General features: G+C 67.7%; 15 protein-coding genes. 13 read left to right on the top strand and 2 right to left on the bottom strand.

Annotated features, from left to right (window positions below; translation table 11 throughout):
• The first annotated feature begins 255 nt into the window (after window positions 1-255).
• From QHF84_RS38815 to QHF84_RS38865, 11 genes are all read left to right on the top strand, one after another.
• The gene (locus tag QHF84_RS38815) at window positions 256-810 is read left to right on the top strand and encodes a hypothetical protein (protein ID WP_281318598.1); all 555 of its coding nucleotides are present in this window, start codon (window positions 256-258) and stop codon (window positions 808-810) included.
• A 134-nt stretch (window positions 811-944) separates the two neighbouring features.
• The gene (locus QHF84_RS38820; RefSeq protein ID WP_281318599.1) at window positions 945-2204 is read left to right on the top strand and encodes an AAA family ATPase; all 1260 of its coding nucleotides are present in this window, start codon (window positions 945-947) and stop codon (window positions 2202-2204) included.
• 8 nt (window positions 2205-2212) lie between these two features.
• Window positions 2213-3706, top strand: a complete 1494-nt coding sequence (locus QHF84_RS38825; protein ID WP_281318600.1) for a hypothetical protein — start codon at window positions 2213-2215, stop codon at window positions 3704-3706.
• Between the two features lie 34 nt (window positions 3707-3740).
• Window positions 3741-4196 (top strand): hypothetical protein, encoded by a 456-nt coding sequence (locus tag QHF84_RS38830; protein ID WP_281318601.1) that lies wholly within the window; start codon window positions 3741-3743, stop codon window positions 4194-4196.
• A gap of 177 nt (window positions 4197-4373) precedes the next feature.
• Window positions 4374-5144: a hypothetical protein gene (locus QHF84_RS38835; RefSeq protein WP_281318602.1), complete on the top strand. Its 771-nt coding sequence runs from the start codon at window positions 4374-4376 to the stop codon at window positions 5142-5144.
• Between the two features lie 16 nt (window positions 5145-5160).
• Window positions 5161-6831, top strand: a complete 1671-nt coding sequence (locus tag QHF84_RS38840) for an MXAN_5187 family protein (RefSeq protein WP_281318603.1) — start codon at window positions 5161-5163, stop codon at window positions 6829-6831.
• Window positions 6832-6865: 34 nt separating this feature from the next.
• Entirely contained in the window at window positions 6866-8413 is a 1548-nt protein-coding gene (locus tag QHF84_RS38845) for a hypothetical protein (protein WP_281318604.1), read from the top strand.
• A 154-nt stretch (window positions 8414-8567) separates the two neighbouring features.
• Window positions 8568-9374 carry a hypothetical protein gene (locus tag QHF84_RS38850; protein ID WP_281318605.1) on the top strand — a complete coding sequence of 269 codons (807 nt, stop codon included), beginning with the start codon at window positions 8568-8570 and terminating at the stop codon, window positions 9372-9374.
• 98 nt (window positions 9375-9472) lie between these two features.
• Window positions 9473-10435, top strand: coding sequence for a thioredoxin-disulfide reductase (trxB, locus tag QHF84_RS38855; protein ID WP_281318606.1), 963 nt, complete (start codon window positions 9473-9475; stop codon window positions 10433-10435).
• Window positions 10436-10447: 12 nt separating this feature from the next.
• A complete protein-coding gene (locus QHF84_RS38860) occupies window positions 10448-11392 on the top strand; it encodes a uracil-DNA glycosylase family protein (protein ID WP_281318607.1) in 945 nt (314 codons plus the stop codon).
• Entirely contained in the window at window positions 11332-11844 is a 513-nt protein-coding gene (locus QHF84_RS38865; RefSeq protein ID WP_281318608.1) for a DUF2085 domain-containing protein, read from the top strand. The genes QHF84_RS38860 and QHF84_RS38865 overlap by 61 nt, the downstream gene beginning before the upstream one ends.
• Here QHF84_RS38865 and QHF84_RS38870 read toward each other — a convergent pair.
• Window positions 11828-12604: a biopolymer transporter ExbD gene (locus tag QHF84_RS38870; RefSeq protein WP_281318609.1), complete on the bottom strand. Its 777-nt coding sequence runs from the start codon at window positions 12602-12604 to the stop codon at window positions 11828-11830. The two genes, QHF84_RS38865 and QHF84_RS38870, sit on opposite strands and share 17 nt — an antisense overlap.
• Window positions 12605-12727: 123 nt before the next feature.
• Here QHF84_RS38870 and QHF84_RS38875 point away from each other — a divergent pair, with 123 nt between their 5' ends.
• The gene (locus QHF84_RS38875) at window positions 12728-14269 is read left to right on the top strand and encodes an AMP-binding protein (protein WP_281318610.1); all 1542 of its coding nucleotides are present in this window, start codon (window positions 12728-12730) and stop codon (window positions 14267-14269) included.
• 128 nt (window positions 14270-14397) lie between these two features.
• Window positions 14398-14997 carry a hypothetical protein gene (locus QHF84_RS38880; protein ID WP_281318611.1) on the top strand — a complete coding sequence of 200 codons (600 nt, stop codon included), beginning with the start codon at window positions 14398-14400 and terminating at the stop codon, window positions 14995-14997.
• A 24-nt stretch (window positions 14998-15021) separates the two neighbouring features.
• Here the strand turns inward: QHF84_RS38880 and QHF84_RS38885 are convergent, their stop codons facing one another.
• Window positions 15022-16101 carry a hypothetical protein gene (locus QHF84_RS38885; RefSeq protein WP_281318612.1) on the bottom strand — a complete coding sequence of 360 codons (1080 nt, stop codon included), beginning with the start codon at window positions 16099-16101 and terminating at the stop codon, window positions 15022-15024.
• Window positions 16102-16121 lie beyond the last annotated feature (20 nt).

Below are 16121 nucleotides of genomic sequence, written 5' to 3' on the forward strand. Positions count from 1 at the left end.
AAAGGAAGCGTGGGGGGACACACGTTTGCGGCGTGGTGGAGGGCGCGGAAACGTTGCTGCGAGCCTGGCTGCGGCGGTGGCGGAGGTGCGGAGATGTCGCCGAGAGCTTGGGGGCGATGTGGCGGAACACGCAGCGGCGCTGTCGGGTGGGAGGGGATGAGGGGGGCGACGGGGGAGCAACGCGGCCCGGCGTTTGCCGCGGGCGGCGTGCGTGCGAAGCTTGGCCTGAAGATGCTGAACAGGTAGCCTGCCCGCGTGTCGAACCTGGCATTGAGCAGCGGGGATGACTACCCCGCAGCAGCGCGCAAGCACCTGAACGATGCGAAGGTGCTCCTCGATGCGAAGCGCTTTGATGCGGCTGGGTACCTGGCAGGGTACATCGTCGAGTGTTCGCTGCGGTCGGTCGTCATGGTGGGTCGCCTCGCGACGGAGGCGGAGACGACTGCGACCCAGGAGAAGCGCACGAGCAGGAAGCCAAACTTGAAAATGGAGTTGCAGCCGAGCGGTGCCACCCTCCAGCGTTTCAAGCGTATGGCTGGCCAGGAGGCCCGCGATATCGGCCAGAAACACGAACTCGATCGACTGGCCACTGCGACAAGTGGCTACACGGCCGTGCTCACCTCCCACGTTGCTCAGTACGCTCCGTCTGTCGCTGCAAAACCACTGGGTGGAGCATGGACAGAAGGAATTCGGTATCGAGCCGAGGGAGCGGTGACCGAGTCCCAGGCCAGGACGTGGGTCCGGGAGGCGGAGGAGGTGTATAAATCGACCATCGGGCAGATGATGCGAGACGGGCTGATCACGTCATGAAGGCGAACGTTCACATCGACGACGCACGCCAGAACGCGATTGTCGCACTTTCGGACCTCGCGGACAGGGAGGAGAGCCTCGAAAAAGCTGTCCTCGGGCAGGATCTCTTCGGTCTCCTTCGCGTGATCGTCTGGTTGCGCCCCGACGCGGACGAGCAAGCGCTCCGGGCCCGTATCGAGGAGGCGCTTGCTGCGTCTGGCCAGTTCTGGACAGGCGACATCTACATCTGTTCCGCGAGGACCTCCCACGCCGACGATCTCATCTATTCGTCCGCCTGGGACGAGGGGATCACGGTTCCCGGTGTCGAAAAGCTCCGTATCGACGACCGTACCCGCACGCGTACGGCTTGGCTCCCTCGGTTTCGCATGCCGCTCTGGGAAGCGTCTCGAGATTGGCGACCGGCGAAGACCGAGACGAAGGAGGACGGGAGTCCAGCCAAGGGGCCGCCCGTTGTCGTCTGGTATTCGTTCAAGGGTGGCGTGGGGCGTACCACGGCCCTCGCTGCCTTTGCGATCCAGCGGGCACGGGATGGCGAGCGGGTGCTCGTGATCGATATGGACCTCGATGCTCCCGGGGCCGGCACCCTCCTTGGGCCCGATCCGAGTGACCTGCCCGGCGGGGAAGGCAATGCCTCACGTGGTGTCGTCGACTATTTGTTGGAAGCGGCGCTCGGCGATGTGCAATTCGGCGACTACGTGCACCGATGCAAGCGCGACCGCCTCGTGGGTGACGCCGATGGCGCCGAAATCGTAGTCATGCCTGCGGGGAGCGTGGACGAGAACTACCTCGCCAAGCTCTCGCGGCTCGATCTGGAGGTACGGGGCGAGCGCCATCCGCTGGAGGAGATGCTTGTCCAGGCGCGGGATGAAATCGAGCCGGATTGGATCCTCCTCGACTCTCGCGCGGGTCTGTCCCCCTCCGCCGGCCTGCTGCTCGACGGCATCGCGCACCTGCACGTGCTCTTCGGGACCAACAGCACGCAGAGTCAGCTCGGTTTGACGCAGGTGATTCGAACCCTCGGGGAGGAGAGGATCCGAAGGGACGGCTCGCAGGCGAACTGTTTTGTCGTCCAGGCCATGGTGGTAGACGTCGTGGAGGTCGAGAAAGCGGCACGGGCGCAGTTCCAAACGTGGCTCGAATCGACGATGCGCGATCATTACGTGATCGTAGACGACGAAGACCCCGAAGGGGAGCTTTGGTCCGTGCGCAACATGGATGCAAAGATGTCGCCGAGCCGAGCGATCGCAGTACCCTATCGCGCTCGGTTCGCGTTCTTCCCTTCGATTGACGACGTAGCATCCGATCTCGTCGAGGGCCCTTACCTTGAAATCGCGGGGCGGATCCTCGCGCAGTTTCCCAGCTCGAACAAGGCCGGGGATAAGCGAGGCGAATGATGGCGTCCATGACGAATGAAGACCGGCAGGAACTCCTCCGTGCGTTGCGCTCCGACGCCGGCCAAGCGGAAGGAGCCAAGGGCCGTACGGAGTATAACTTCTATCCGATCACGGAGCACCTGCGCGCGCTCGAACCTGAGGTCGTTCTCATCGTGGGCGATCGTGGCGCCGGCAAATCACAGCTCGTTGCGGTAGCGCGGGATCCGGATCTGCGAGAAGCCGCATTGCGCCGAGCGCCGAGCGTGCAGTTCGCTCGTGGCGAAGCCGCATGGATCAAGGGCTACCCGATGGAGTACGGCCCAAGTCCATTCGGACTCCAGAATTTCGTTTTGAGTCACCGCGACCATATAAAGGCTGCCGCTCAGGAGTTCTGGTTCACGTATCTGTTCCGCGTTTTGAGGGGGCTGCTCCCGGAGGATACTGCTGTCAGATTCGCACGGCTCCTCGACGAACCCGGGGCGGAGGTCGAGGAGAGATTCGCTGACCGCTTGCGAGCCGGGGACTCGCTTCTGGTCGCTCTGGACAATTTGGATAAAAAGCTCACGTCCGAGGACCGATGGGTCTTCGTCATGTATGACGAGCTCGACACCCTCTATTACTCGGATTGGTGGGCGATGGGCGCGCTGATCCGGGGACTCATAGGTTTCTGGGCCAGTCATGGTCGTCGCTGGTCGAGGATCCGACCCAAAATCTTCCTGAGGACCGACTTTTACAGGCATCACGGTAGCGATGTCGCCGGCGCGGAGATAGCAAAGCTAGCTGCTACTCGGGTTGAGCTTTCGTGGAGCGATAAAAATCTCTACGGAGCGCTACTCAAGCATATTGCCAACCTCAACGACGCGTGGTTCGAATACTGCAATCGCGGCAAGGGTGACAAGGTCCGCTTCGAGTACGATTCCGTATTGAAAAACATCCCCCTGCTCGTGAAGAAAGAGGACGCCAAGCCCCTCGTCGACCGACTCGTTGGACCCTACATGGGCGCGACCAAGGGCAAGGGGGAGTCCTTCCCGTGGATATTGGACCATCTTCGGGACGGGAACGGGAAAGTTTCACCGCGCTCCTTGGTCTTGCTTTTCGAAAATGCAGCTGTACTGGAGCTAGGCAACTTGCGGGCGACCGGGGCGCAAGTGCTGAGTCATTTTTCGCTCCGCAACGCGCTCGACAAGGTATCCGAGTCTTATGTGACCCAGGCAGCGGATGAATTCCATTGGTTGCCCATGGTCAGGGAGAGATTGAAGGCAATCTCGCAGGTACCTTGGGAATCCAGGCGCGTGATTGAGCTTGCGTTGAAGGCGAATTGGGACGCCTGGTCAGCGCAGAATCCGGAGCAACGTTTGCCGGCGGATACCCCGCGGGAACTCGTCGACGTACTCCTCGAGCTTGGCATCTTACGTGACCGCGGGGGCGACAAGTACGACGTCCCGGACCTGTACCTCCATGGGCTCGGGCTGAAGCGCAAGGGTGGGGTCTCCAAGGGGGGGACGCGGCAGCCTCCACGTTGACCGGCTGGGGCCGCGCCCATGATACAACCGTGTCATGGCCTACGCGCCGAGCTTGCGAGTACCCGAGCACACCACGCTGGATGCTCCGTTCGACCTCGTTCCCGAGATCGCTCGGTTCGAGCCTCCCGACATCGTTGTCTTTTCCCTCGGTCATCGCGACCTGACCGACGCGGAGGCCGCGCAGATCGTGGCGTTCACACGGGACGCGGCGGCGCGGACCGGCGGGCTCTTCTCCGTGACGGACGCCACGGTGCATCTCACGCGCGTCAACGTCGGCGCGGCCCTCGCGTTCAACCGTCAGTTCACCCCGAGCATCATCCGCGCCGCCGCCGTCATCGGCGCGAGTTATCGCATGCGCACGGTGTCCGAGACGCTCATCCGTGCCGCGCGCCTCCTCAAGCTCGAAATCGCCAAGTCCCCCATCCGCTACTTCGACGACCACGCCTCCGCTCGCGCCTGGTTCGCCGAGCTCCGAACGAACCCCGCCTGACCGATCACTCCGCCGCCCCTGTCAAGCAAAACCCGCCGCGCGCTCGCCCTCGCAGGCGCCTCGCGCCGCCACCGGTCTGACGCTTCGGACGCTCGCGCGACGGGCGCGCGCGTGCCGTCCTCCCTGGCGGCTTTTCTTTTCCGTTTGCCCTGCCATTCCGGTAGCTTCCCCCTTCCGATGGACACGTTCGACACGCTCGTTTCCAAGGCGAAGGCGAGTCAATCCGGCCGCCTGCGCGGCCTCGTCCGCCGAGGCGCCGTCGCGCTCGTGCTCTTGACCGTCCCAGGCGTTGCGTTTGCCGCCGTCACCGCCAAGGGCAAGCTGAGCGGGGCCGACAAGCTCCTGAACCCCGTGTGGAACGAGGCGAAGGACCCGAACGCTCGTCGCTACACGTTCCGCGAGCCGTCGCCGACCGTGCGGCCCGACGTGCGTACCCTCACGGGACACCTGCCGAAAGAGCTCGCGATCGTCGCGCTCGGCGACAAGGGCACGCCGCAGAAAGTGCCCGTCACCGTCAGCATCGCCGGTGGTCGCACGAGCCCCGTCACGATCGTCGTGCCCGAGGGCCAGCAGATCAACTTCGAGAACAAAGACCCCTTCCCGCACAAGCTCTACGACACGGGAAACAAGGGCTTCGGCGCCGTCGAGACAGGACCGAGCAAGAGCCGCTCGTGGACCCCGCCCGGCCCCGGCAAGTACGAGATCCGTGATCAGTTCGCGCCGAGCATCCGCTCCTGGGTCGTCGTCGAGCCGCGCGCGATCGCCTCGACGTACCCCGATCGCAAAGGCGACTTCGCGATCGAGCTCGAGCCCGGACCGCACAAGCTCCGCGCGTACTTCAACGGCGAGCCCGTGGGCCAGGAGCTCGACGTCGTGATCACGCCCTTCCCCACCGAGCAGCCCCTCAAGGCGCCCCTCGTCGTCGGCGAGTCGACCCCGAGCAAGTGAAGGCGGAGACGAGAACATGATCCTGTCCCGTTTCTGGTACCTCGCCCTCGCCATCCTGCTCGGCGTGTCGGCGTTCACCCTGATGCTCGCCGCGCAGATGTACAACCGCGCCGGCCTCCGCGCGATGAGCGACTCGCTCGCCGCCGACTCGAGCGCCGTCGGTTGGTACCTCAAAGACGACGCGCGCAATCGATCGAGCGCGCTCATCCCGCTCGCGCTCTCGCCGGAGCTGCGCGGGCAGCTCGCCAAGTCCACGCCCGAGGCCAAGCCGAGCCGCGAGATCCGCGACGAGGCCAAGAAGGCGCTGAAGAAGCTCGACGCCGAGGTGATCCCCGCGGACCTCAAGTTCGACGCGCTCTGGGCCGTCGACGCCAACGGCCGCGTCATCGCCTCCGTCGGCATCGAGCACGCCGAGGACTGGGAGCTCGGCGGCTACCCCGTCGTCGCCGACGCGCTGCACGGCTGGATCCGCGACGACGCGTGGGTCTGGAAGGGCCGCATCTACCGCGTCGTCGCGCGCCCCGTCGAGGCCGAGGTCAACGGCGAGCCCGTCGGCGCGGTCATCGGCGTGAAGATCGTCGACGACAAGTTCGCGCAAGGCGTCTCGAAGCGCACGGGCGCCGCGGTCGGCTTCTACGCCGACGGCGCGCGCGTCGCGTCCTGGGCCCCCGAAGGGTTCGACAAGGCGAACCTGGATCAGATCACGCAGGATCTGCAGCAGCTCGCCGAGAACAAGGACTACCAGGAGAAGGGCCGCAGCGAGCCGCGCGTCATCGCCGCCCACCTCGGCGTCGTCTACGCGCGCATGCCCGGCGAGGCCTGGGATCTCGGCGCGGGGTACGCCGTCGGTCGCCTCGCGGTCGCCGTCGACTCGCCGCTCGACTTCCTCAACAAGGCCGACGACACCGACAAGAAGAACGTCAACACGATCCTCGTCATCGCGGGCATCCTCGTGCTCGCGGGCGTCGGCATCTTCTTCTCGGTCCTCGAGCACACGCAGCCGCTCGCCACGTTCGGCAAGGAGGCCATCCGCCTCGCGAAGGGCGAGGTCGACGTGCTCGCGCCGAGCAAGTTCCGCGGCGCGTACAAGAAGATCGCCTCCGACATCAACGACGGCGTCGACAAGATCGCGGCCAAGGGCGGCGCGCCGCGTCGCGCGGCCGACCTCGAAACGGTGCTCGGCCCGATCCCGGCCGCGCCCACGATGAGCGCCTTCGCCGTGCCCGGCCCCGGCGAGACCTCGTCGACCGCGATCACGGTCCCGAACAGCGGCCCCGCGGCCGCGAAGCCGCTCCCGAAGGCCCTGCCGAAGCCGAAGCCGCGTCCCGGCTCGACGACGCAGGATCCGGTCGAGTCCGTGCCCGAGCCCGAAGCGGCCGCGCCTGCGGCGCCGCCTCCGCTGCCGAAGGCCGCCGCGGCCGAGCCTGCGGCGGCCGCCGAGCCTGCGGCCGGCGCGGGCGACGAGGTCGACGAGCTCACCGAGTGGCAGAAGGTCTACGAAGAGTTCGTCGCCATGAAGCAGCAGTGCGGCGAGCCGACGGCGGGCATGACGTTCGAGAAGTTCAAGTCGACGCTGCAACGCAACAAGGACGCGCTCGTGCAGCGGCACGGCGTGACGCGCGTGAAGTTCACGGTGTACGCGAAGGAAGGCAAGGCCGCGCTGAAGGCCTCGCCGGTCAACAAGTAAACCCAGCACCAGAATCGGCAGGAGCGGCAGAGCGATGGGCGCGAGGAATCTCGTCGTGGGGGCGTTCGTGGGGTCGGTCTTGCTCGGAGGCGCGGGCGTCGCGCGCGCCTCCTCCGGGATCGACTCTCCCGACAACGGCGTCGTGCAACTCGGCCGCGGCAACACCTACGTCGCGCGGGCCGACGACCCGCTCGCCGCGTACTACAACCCGGCCGGCCTCGCGTTCCAGAAGTCCGGCGTGCACCTCGGCGCGCACCTCATGTTCATGGATCGCTGCTTCTCGCGGCGCGACGTGAACGGCCAGCCCGTCTCGCCGGGCGGCGGCATTCCGGGACCCGGCGCGGCGGGCGGCCCCTCCGACCCCGTCTGCGCGGAGACCTCGCCCTTCCCGAACCCGCAGATCGCCGCGAACTTCCGCATCACGCGGCAGCTCGCGATCGGCCTCTCCGTCATGGGCCCGCACGGCGTCGGCAAGATGGTCTGGCCCGAGTCGGTCCCGTACACGAACACGCTCGGCATCTCGACCACGCAGCCCGCGCCGCAGCGCCACCTGCTCATCGAGAGCGACTCGCTCATCGTCAACCCGACGCTGAGCGTGAGCTACGCGATCAAGGACTGGCTCAGCATCGGCGCGGGCTTCATCTGGGGCGTCGCCTCGATCGACTTCGTCAACTTCACCGAGGCTACCTCGCAGATCCCCACGGACGACTTCTCCGGCAACCAGGAAGTCAAGTCCACGCTCTCGGCCTTCGACGGCTTCGTGCCGGGCGTCGTCATCGGCGTCATGGCCTCGCCGCACAAGCGCCTCGACCTCGGCGCGTGGTTCAAGTGGCAGGACGCGATCTCCACGCGCACGGGCGTGAAGCTCGAATCGCTCTACTGGCGCGCGGGCGGCCAGAAAAACGAAAACCCGTGTCCGATGGGCCCGGCCGGCTGCAACATCACCGAGGACACGGACGCGGGCACGCTCAAGTTCCGCATCCCGCTCGAGGCGCGACTCGGCTTCCGGTATCACCACCCGCTGCGCGCGGGCTCGCTCGTGCCCAAGGTCGGCCCGAAGGTGCGCGACCCGCTCGCCGACGACCTCTTCGACATCGAGGTCGACTTCACGTACGCGCACAACAGCGTCGTCGACGTCCTCGAGGTCCGCTTCGACGAGGGCATCCGCGTGAACGGCACGCCGGGCAACATCCCGACCAACGCCGACATCCCGCACAAGTGGAAGAACGTCTTCGGCGTGCGCTTCGGCGGCGACTTCACGATCATCCCCGGCTTCATCGCGGTGCGGGCCGGCGGGTTTTTCGAAACGAATGGGCAGGACCCGGCGTACCTGAACCCCGATTTCCACCTCGGCAGCCGCGTCGGCGTGGGCGGCGGCGGCTCCGTGCGCCTCGGGCCGGTCGACGTCTCGCTCGCCTACCAGCACACGTTCTTCGAGCCGCTCGACAACGGCGGCAAGGGCGAGGTCCTTGGCCTCTCCGGCGACGCGACCACGAATTATCGAAGCGTCCACAACGTCAATGGCGGACGGCTCGAGTCGAGCCTGAACGAAGTGGCGCTCGGGGCGACCTACAGGTTCTGACGGACTCGTTCCAGCGTGGCTGGACGAGCAACGGACGACGAATCCCCAGCGCCACGTGAAGATGTGACGTCGTGGGCGTTGACACCGGATACGCCGGCACGCTTCGATGCCACGGTTATCGTCGGTTGGGGACGAACAAGTCCGGGAGGATTGGATGAACGCGCGTGCTTCGTTGATGGTGGTTGGTCTGGGTTTGGCGGTCGTCGGCTGCTCCATTCCCAAGCCCCCGCCGACGGCCCCGGACGAATACGACTACAAGTTTGAGTACAAAAAGACCGGCGAGCCCCTGAGCGTCGAGGGCCAGAGTTTCACCTACACGACGACGGAGCGCGTCGAGCTCGGCGAGGAGCAGATCCGCGACGCGCAGGGTCGCCTCGTCGGATCGAGCCGCATCTACGGCAACCAGCAGGTCGCGCGCCGCGGCTACCAGTGGGACGTCTACCAGGGCCGGCAGCGCATCGACGTGCTCAGCGCGCTGCACATCGCGCGTGACCAGGCGTTCGAGGAGGCGTTCGAGGAGCGCATCGTGGAGATCCGCGAGAACCACGCGAACTCCATGTCGGTCTACGAGAAGGGCATCAAAGACAACTCCGGCAAGCGCTCCACCGGCATGATCGTGACCGGCGTCGGCTACGGCCTCGCGGGTGGCTGGGCGATCGTTGCTGCCGCAACGAAGGACGATCCGCTCATCCCGACCGGCGCCTCGACGGGCATCATCATCGGCGGCGTCATCGTCGGCGCGATCGGCACCTGGATCTACCAGAGCGCGCTCGGCGGCATGCGCCGCGAGGCGGAGAAGGCCACCGCGATGGCCAACGACAAGATCTCGTCCTCCGACTTCCCCAAGCTCACGACCGAGGACTACCTCCACGACGTGGCGCGCTCGTACAACAAGAAGCTCGTCGCCGAGGCCGCGCCGCCGCCGCCGCCGAAGGACACGAAGAAGAAAAAGAAGAAGTAGGCCTCGACCCGGATTTTGCGGTCTTTCCCGCCTCCGTTCGTCCGGGTGGTGCGCACGTATCGACGCGGCCGCGCGCCTTCGCTATGACCCGGGCCAGCATGACCGACACACCCGTCCGCAACGTCATCATCATCGGCTCGGGCCCTGCGGGCCTGACTGCGTCCATCTACGCCGCGCGCGCGAACCTCAAGCCGCTCTGCATCGAGGGCTTCAACGCGGGCGGGCTCATCCCCGGCGGTCAGCTCATGTTCACGACCGACGTCGAGAACTATCCGGGCTTTCCGCAGAAGGTCACGGGCCAGGAGCTCATGCAGCGCTTCCGTGATCAGGCGGAGCACCAGGGCACCGAGATCGTGACGGCGGACGTGACGAAGGTCGACCTCTCCGCGCGGCCGTTCAAGGTCTGGGTCGAGGACACGCTCTACCTCGCCAAGACCGTGATCGTCGCGACGGGCGCGCGCGCGAACTACCTCGGCCTGCCGAGCGAGGAGGCGCTCAAGAACAAGGGCGTGAGCGCCTGCGCCGTGTGCGACGGCGCGCTCTACCGCGGCCGTGACGTCGCCGTCGTCGGCGGCGGCGACACCGCGATGGAGGAGGCGAGCTACCTCGCGGGCCTCTGCAACTCGGTCACGCTCGTGCATCGCCGCGACGAGTTCCGCGCGAGCAAGGCGATGGTCGAGCGCGTCGTGAACAACCCGAAGATCAAGATCCTCTACAGCCACGTCGTCGAGGAGGTCCTCGGCGTCGACAAGGACGAGGTCACGGGGCTCGTCGTGAAAAACCTCAAGAACGGGGAAAAGACGTCCATCCCGGCCGCGGCGTTTTTCGTGGCGATCGGCCACACGCCCATGACCGAGCTCTTCGTCGGGCAGCTCGAGACGCACCCGAACGGCTACTTGAAGACCGTGCCCGGCTCCACGCGCACGAGCGTGCCCGGCGTGTTCGCCGCGGGCGACGTGCAGGACTGGACGTACAGGCAGGCGGTCACGGCCGCGGGGACGGGCTGCATGGCCGCGCTCGACGCCGAGCGGTTCTTGCAGCAAGAAGGTGGGAGTCACTGACGAAGGCCTTCGATGGACGAGCCCCACGCCGACCCGCGCGACGAGCTCTTCGAGATCGCGACCTCGGTGCGCGCGCTCGTCGAGTGGTACGACGGCACGGGTGCGTGGGGCTTGCCGCTCGCGCCTGCGCGTGGCCAGGTCGAGCCTGCGTATCCCGCGGCCGAGCCACACGAAGCGCCTCCGCCGAACCCGCGCGCGCCCGCGCCGCCCGCGGAGCGACGCCCCGCCCCGAGCGACGCCACCTTCGCGCAGCCCGCGCAGTTCACGCCGCCGCCCGAGCGCGCGCCCGCGCCGCAGTTCACGCCGCAGTTCACGCCCCCCGCGCCGCCTGCCGAGCGCCCGCAGCGCGCCGCCGTCGCGCGCCCCGAGGCACGCACGCCGGAGGCGCGCATCGAGCAGCTCCGCGTCCTCGCCTCCGAGGTCGCCTCGTGCACGCGCTGCGGCCTCGCCGATCGGCGCACGCAGACCGTGTTCGCCCGCGGCAATCCGATCTCCGAGCTTTGTTTCGTCGGTGAAGGCCCGGGCGCGGAGGAGGACCTCCAGGGCGAGCCGTTCGTCGGTCCTGCGGGTCAGCTCCTCGACAAGATGATCGCCGCGATGGGGTACCGCCCGGGCGAGGTCTACATCTGCAACATCGTCAAGTGCCGGCCTCCGGAGAACCGCAAGCCGCAGCCCGAAGAGATGGATGCGTGCAAGGGTTACCTCGCCGCGCAGATCGAGCTCGTGCGGCCGAAGTACATCGTCGCGCTCGGCGCCACGGCGATCCAGGGCCTGCTCGGCACGACCGAGGGCATCACGAAGCTGCGCGGCAAGTGGAAGATGTACCGCGGGATCCCCGTCATGCCGACGTTCCATCCGGCCTACCTCCTCAGGCAGCCGTCGGCGAAGCGCGAGGTATGGACCGACCTTCAGGAAGTGATGGCGCGCCTCGGCAAGAAGCCGCCCGCGCGGGGCTGACGCTCGAGCGCGTCCTTCGCGTGCTGCTTTGCCTCGTCGGCGTCGCGCCGTTCCTCGCGCCCCTCGCGCGACGCGCGACGAGCCCCGAAGCGACCGAGCTTCTCTACCTGCTCTTCAAGCCTGTTTGTCACACCAAACCCGAGCGCACGCTCGCCCTCGCCGGCGTGCTCATGCCGCTCTGCAGCCGATGCGCCGGCATCTTCGCGGGGTTCGTCACGGCGGGGATCTTTCCGCGGCCGCGCTTCGGCGTGCGCGCGTGCCTCGGTTACGGGTTCGTCGCGAGCGTGATCATGCTCGTCGACGTCGTCACGCAGGACCTCGGCTTACGCCCGCTCTTCCATCCGGCGCGGCTTTTGACGGGTGTTCTGTGGGGGCACGTCTTCGGCCTCGGGATCCTCGCGCTCGCGCGCGAGCACCTCGCGAGGCCCGAAAGGCTCACTTCTTCAGCGTGACGGGCCTGCCGGCGACGGGCGATTCGCCGAGCAAGACGAGCGTCTCGATCTTCTTCTTGTCGCTCTTGTCATCGACGACCTTCAGCGTGCCCGCGAGGTTATAGGCCATCTCCCACGACACCGTGTCGTCGGCCGAGAAGAACGCGAACGACGAGTCGCAGAGCGCGAGGTCCTTCTTGATCGCGTCGCCCGTGTTCGAGAGATCGGGCCCGGCGAACCCTTTGCGTTGCTTCTTGCCGAGGCCGCCCTTGAACGGCCACACCGCGGTCGACAGGTCCTTCAGCACCATCACCGTCACCGAACAGCCGGGCGGGTTCGACACCTTGTCGGGCGGCGTCACCAGGAGCTCCTTCGGCACGTCGTCGCGGCCGTCGGTCTTCAGCAGGATCTTCGGCGCGCCTGCGCGGCCGAGCTCGGCCACGACCGCGGCGACGTCCGGCGTGCGCGCCTTCTTCTCGGCGATCACCGTGACCTGCTGCCCGTTGATCGGCAGATCCTTCACCGCCGCCGTGAGCTTCTCGGGCCAGTTCTCCTGCTTCATGTCGACGCGGATCTGGCCGATGTAGGGGCCGAGCGAGTCGACGATGAGCGCGGGCATCGTCTTCGGCTTGGGCGGCGGTGCGGGCTCGGTGGGCGCGGCGGCGGCGGAGGCGGTCGCGCTCGGGGCGGCGCCCGTCTTGGACTTGTCGTCGCCGCAGGCGGTCAGCGTCGTCGCGACGAGGAGCGCGAGCGAGGCGAGGACAGGGACGCGGGAGTGCATGGCGCGGAGTGTACCGAAGCAGGAGGCGCGGGAGAAAGGAAGCGGCGTCCTCGGGGCGCCGGGGCGTGGTAGCTTCCGCGCGCCCTGGGCCGTTCGGGCCCTCGAACCGAGCCGGATTTCACGATGCCTTCCCCCTTCGTCACGCGCCTCGCAAGCTTGCAGCACTCGGACCGGCTCGCCGTGGAGGATGACGCGCGGAGCCGCACCTTCGCCGAGCTCTGGGATCGCGCCCAGCGCGTCCGCCTCGCGCTCACCGAGGGCGCGCCTTCGCTCGAGGGCCGCGCCGTCGCCATCCTCGTCTCGCCCGGCGCGCTCTGGCTCGAAGCCTTCTTCGGCACGATCCTCGCGGGCGGCGTGGCCTTGCCGCTCTCGCCGCTGTACCCGCCCGCCGAGCTCGCCTGGTTCGGCGAGGATGCGCGCGCGACGGCCGTGATCGTGTCGGACGATCATCGCGAGCGTGGCGCCTTGCTCTGCGAAGGTCGCCGTGTCCTTTTCGCGGAGACGCTCGCCGACGGCCCGCGGCCCGAGGGCGACGCCGCGCCGCTCGAACCCGACGACGTCGCGCTCCTGCTCTACACGAGCGGCACCACGGGCAAACCCAAGGGCGCGATGATCACGCACGCGAACGTCGACGTGCAGGCCGCGATCCTGCGCGAGGCGTGGGCGTTCGGCGAGGGCGATCGGCTGCTCCACGCGCTCCCTTTGCATCACCTGCACGGCCTCGGCATCTCGCTCCTCACCACGCTGCTCGCGGGCGCCTCGGCGCGGATGCTCCCGCGCTTCGACGCGCGGCGCGTGTGGGAGGCGTTTTGCGGGCCAAACCCGCCCACGGTCTGGATGGCCGTGCCCACGATGTACCAGAAGCTCTTCGAGGCGTTCGACGCAGCGGACGAGCAGACGCGAGCGCGGTGGGCGAGCGGCGCGCGGACCTTGCGCCTCGCGACGAGTGGCTCGGCCGCGTTGCCCGCCACCCTCGCCGAGCGCTGGCGCGCCGTCGCGGGCGCGATCCCCCTCGAGCGATTCGGCATGACCGAGATCGGGGTTGGCGCGACGAACTCTCTCGATCCGTCCGGCCGGCGCCCCGGCTCGGTGGGTTTGCCCCCGCGCTCGGTCGAGGCGCGGATCGTCGACGAGGCGGGGAACGACCTCGAACGTGGCCCGGGCGAGCTCTGGATTCGGGGGCCCAGCGTGTTCAAGGGATACCTCGGCCGCGAGCAGGCCACGCGGGATGCTTTTGCCGAGGGCGGCTGGTTCCGCACCGGCGACGTCGCCGAGCGCGCCGACGATGGAACCTTGCGTTTGCTCGGACGAACCAGCGTCGACATCCTGAAGAGCGGCGGCTACAAGCTCTCGGCCCTGGAGATCGAGGAGGCGCTGCGGGAAAACACGGCCGTCGCCGAGGTCGCGGTCGTGGGTTTGCCCGATGAAGCGTGGGGCGAGCGCGTCGTCGCGGTCGTCGTCGCCGCGCCCGGTCGCGCTGCGGAATGCGCGCCGGATGTTCTCCGTGGATGGGCGAAAGAGCGAATCGCGCCGTACAAGGTCCCGCGCGAGGTGATCGTGACCACGTCGCTTCCGCGCAATGCCCTCGGGAAGGTCGTCAAGCCCGATTTGGTGAAGGCAATTCTGCAAGGGACGGTCGCAAATACGTCGCGGACCGAATCGTAATACGTCGCGGGCTGAATCAGAATCACGTTGCGCATGAGAATTTTGCTATCGACGACCCCGCGTGTCAGGGACTGACGTCGATGGTCGAGTTCCGTGGAACGACCACGGATTCGGAGGGGAGACTTCTCATGCGAATGCTTTCGATTCTTTTCCTGGTCGGCGCTGGTTTCCTCGGGCTCGCGGCGTGTAGCAGCGAGCCGAGCGGCACGGGTGGCAGCGGCGGCACCGCCGGCAGCGGCGGCACGGGTGGCATGGGCGGCACGGGCGGCATGGCCGGCGCGGGCGGCGGTGGGCCGATGGGCGGCTACTGCGGCAAGTCGTGCGCGATGCCCGCGGATTGTTGTCCCATGGGCGTGCCGAACTGCCCCGGCAACTACCCGAACAACTGGACGTGCGATAACGGCGTGTGCGGCCCTCCGCAATGCACGGCCGACGCGGATTGCACGTTCGGCGGCGTGGCGCCGGACTTCAAGTGCTTGACCATCAAGGACTTCAAGACCTGCGCCGAAGGCTGCATGGCGGACGCGGATTGCACGATGCCCGCCAAGTGTATTGGCTCGGACGACAACGGCGCGAAGTACTGCACCGTCGAGCCGACGATGATGGGCGGGTGTATGGCCGACGCGGACTGCAACGGCTACGGCAAGTGCAACACCTCGTCGGGCGTGTGCGAGTGCACGGCCGACGCCGATTGCACGGGCGCCGGCGTCGACAAGTGCGTGCAGTGATCCTCGGTTGAGGCGCGAGGCGCGTCACGCCGCGGCGTGGCGCGTCTCGATGATCCCGATCCGCGCGAGCATACGCCGCACCGCGCGGAACGCGTCCGCCCGGCCGAACTGCAAGAGGTGCCCGCCGTGGAACGTCTCGAGCGGCGCGCGGAAATGCTCGGCCATGCGCCGCGCGTGATCGAGCGGCGTGATCTGATCACCCGCCGCCCCGATGACCAGGAATCGCTCCGGCGGCAGCATCGAAGGCCGTCCGAGGGGGCTCACCACGCGCAGCGTCGCTTCGATCGCCTGGTGCTGCGCCGCCTGCTGCTCGGGCGTGCCGACGAGCAGGCCCACCGCGCGCGCCACGTCGGCGATCGACGCGCATGGCACGATTGGCACCGCGAACGCGAGGGCCTCATCGATCGTGGCCCAGAGCCCCGTCGTGTAGCCGCCGAGGCTCATGCCCATCACGCCGACGGACGGCGCGCCCCGATCGCAGAGGAGCGCCGCGAGCGCGCGTAGATCCATGACGGCCTGGCGAAACCCCTCGATCGTGAATCGCATGTCCGGCGAGGGAAACAGCGCTGTCCCTTTCGGCGCCCGGCAGGCGTGGAACGGGAGCACGGCCATGGCCACGTCGAGCCCGAGCTCGAAGATCCAGGGCACGGGCCAGAGCCGCTCTTCGAGCGCGAACGCCCCGCACCGGTAGCCGTGCACCAGGATCACGACCGGCCGGGGCGTAGCGTGCAGAAACAGCCGCGCCGTCGCCGTGCGGTTCAGCGTGTGGCCGAGGTAGTCCGTGCGCACGCCCTCTTCGAGCGGCTCGAACTCGCTCGGCCACGTCGCGTCGAGCACCATGCCGGGATCCGGGCCGCCCATGAGGCGCACCCGGGCGAGCTCGACGTTGGGGATCGTTGGTGCCCCAAAGAACGAGCTCGGCGCCGTGAAGTATTCGGGTTTGTCGTAAATCGAGCGGATCGTCTCGAGCATCTCGATTCGGGCCTCGGAGCCGAGGCCCGAGGGATCGAAGGCGCGGATCCTGTCACCGCGCACGAGCATCGCCGTGCCGACGGTCTTGTCGAACCCGGAAGCAGCGGTCGTGAGGATGCGGCGCAGGACCAACCCGCCCTCCTTTGTGTTGT

The organism is Polyangium sp. y55x31, assembly GCF_029946505.1.
Lineage (GTDB): Bacteria > Myxococcota_A > Polyangia > Polyangiales > Polyangiaceae > Polyangium.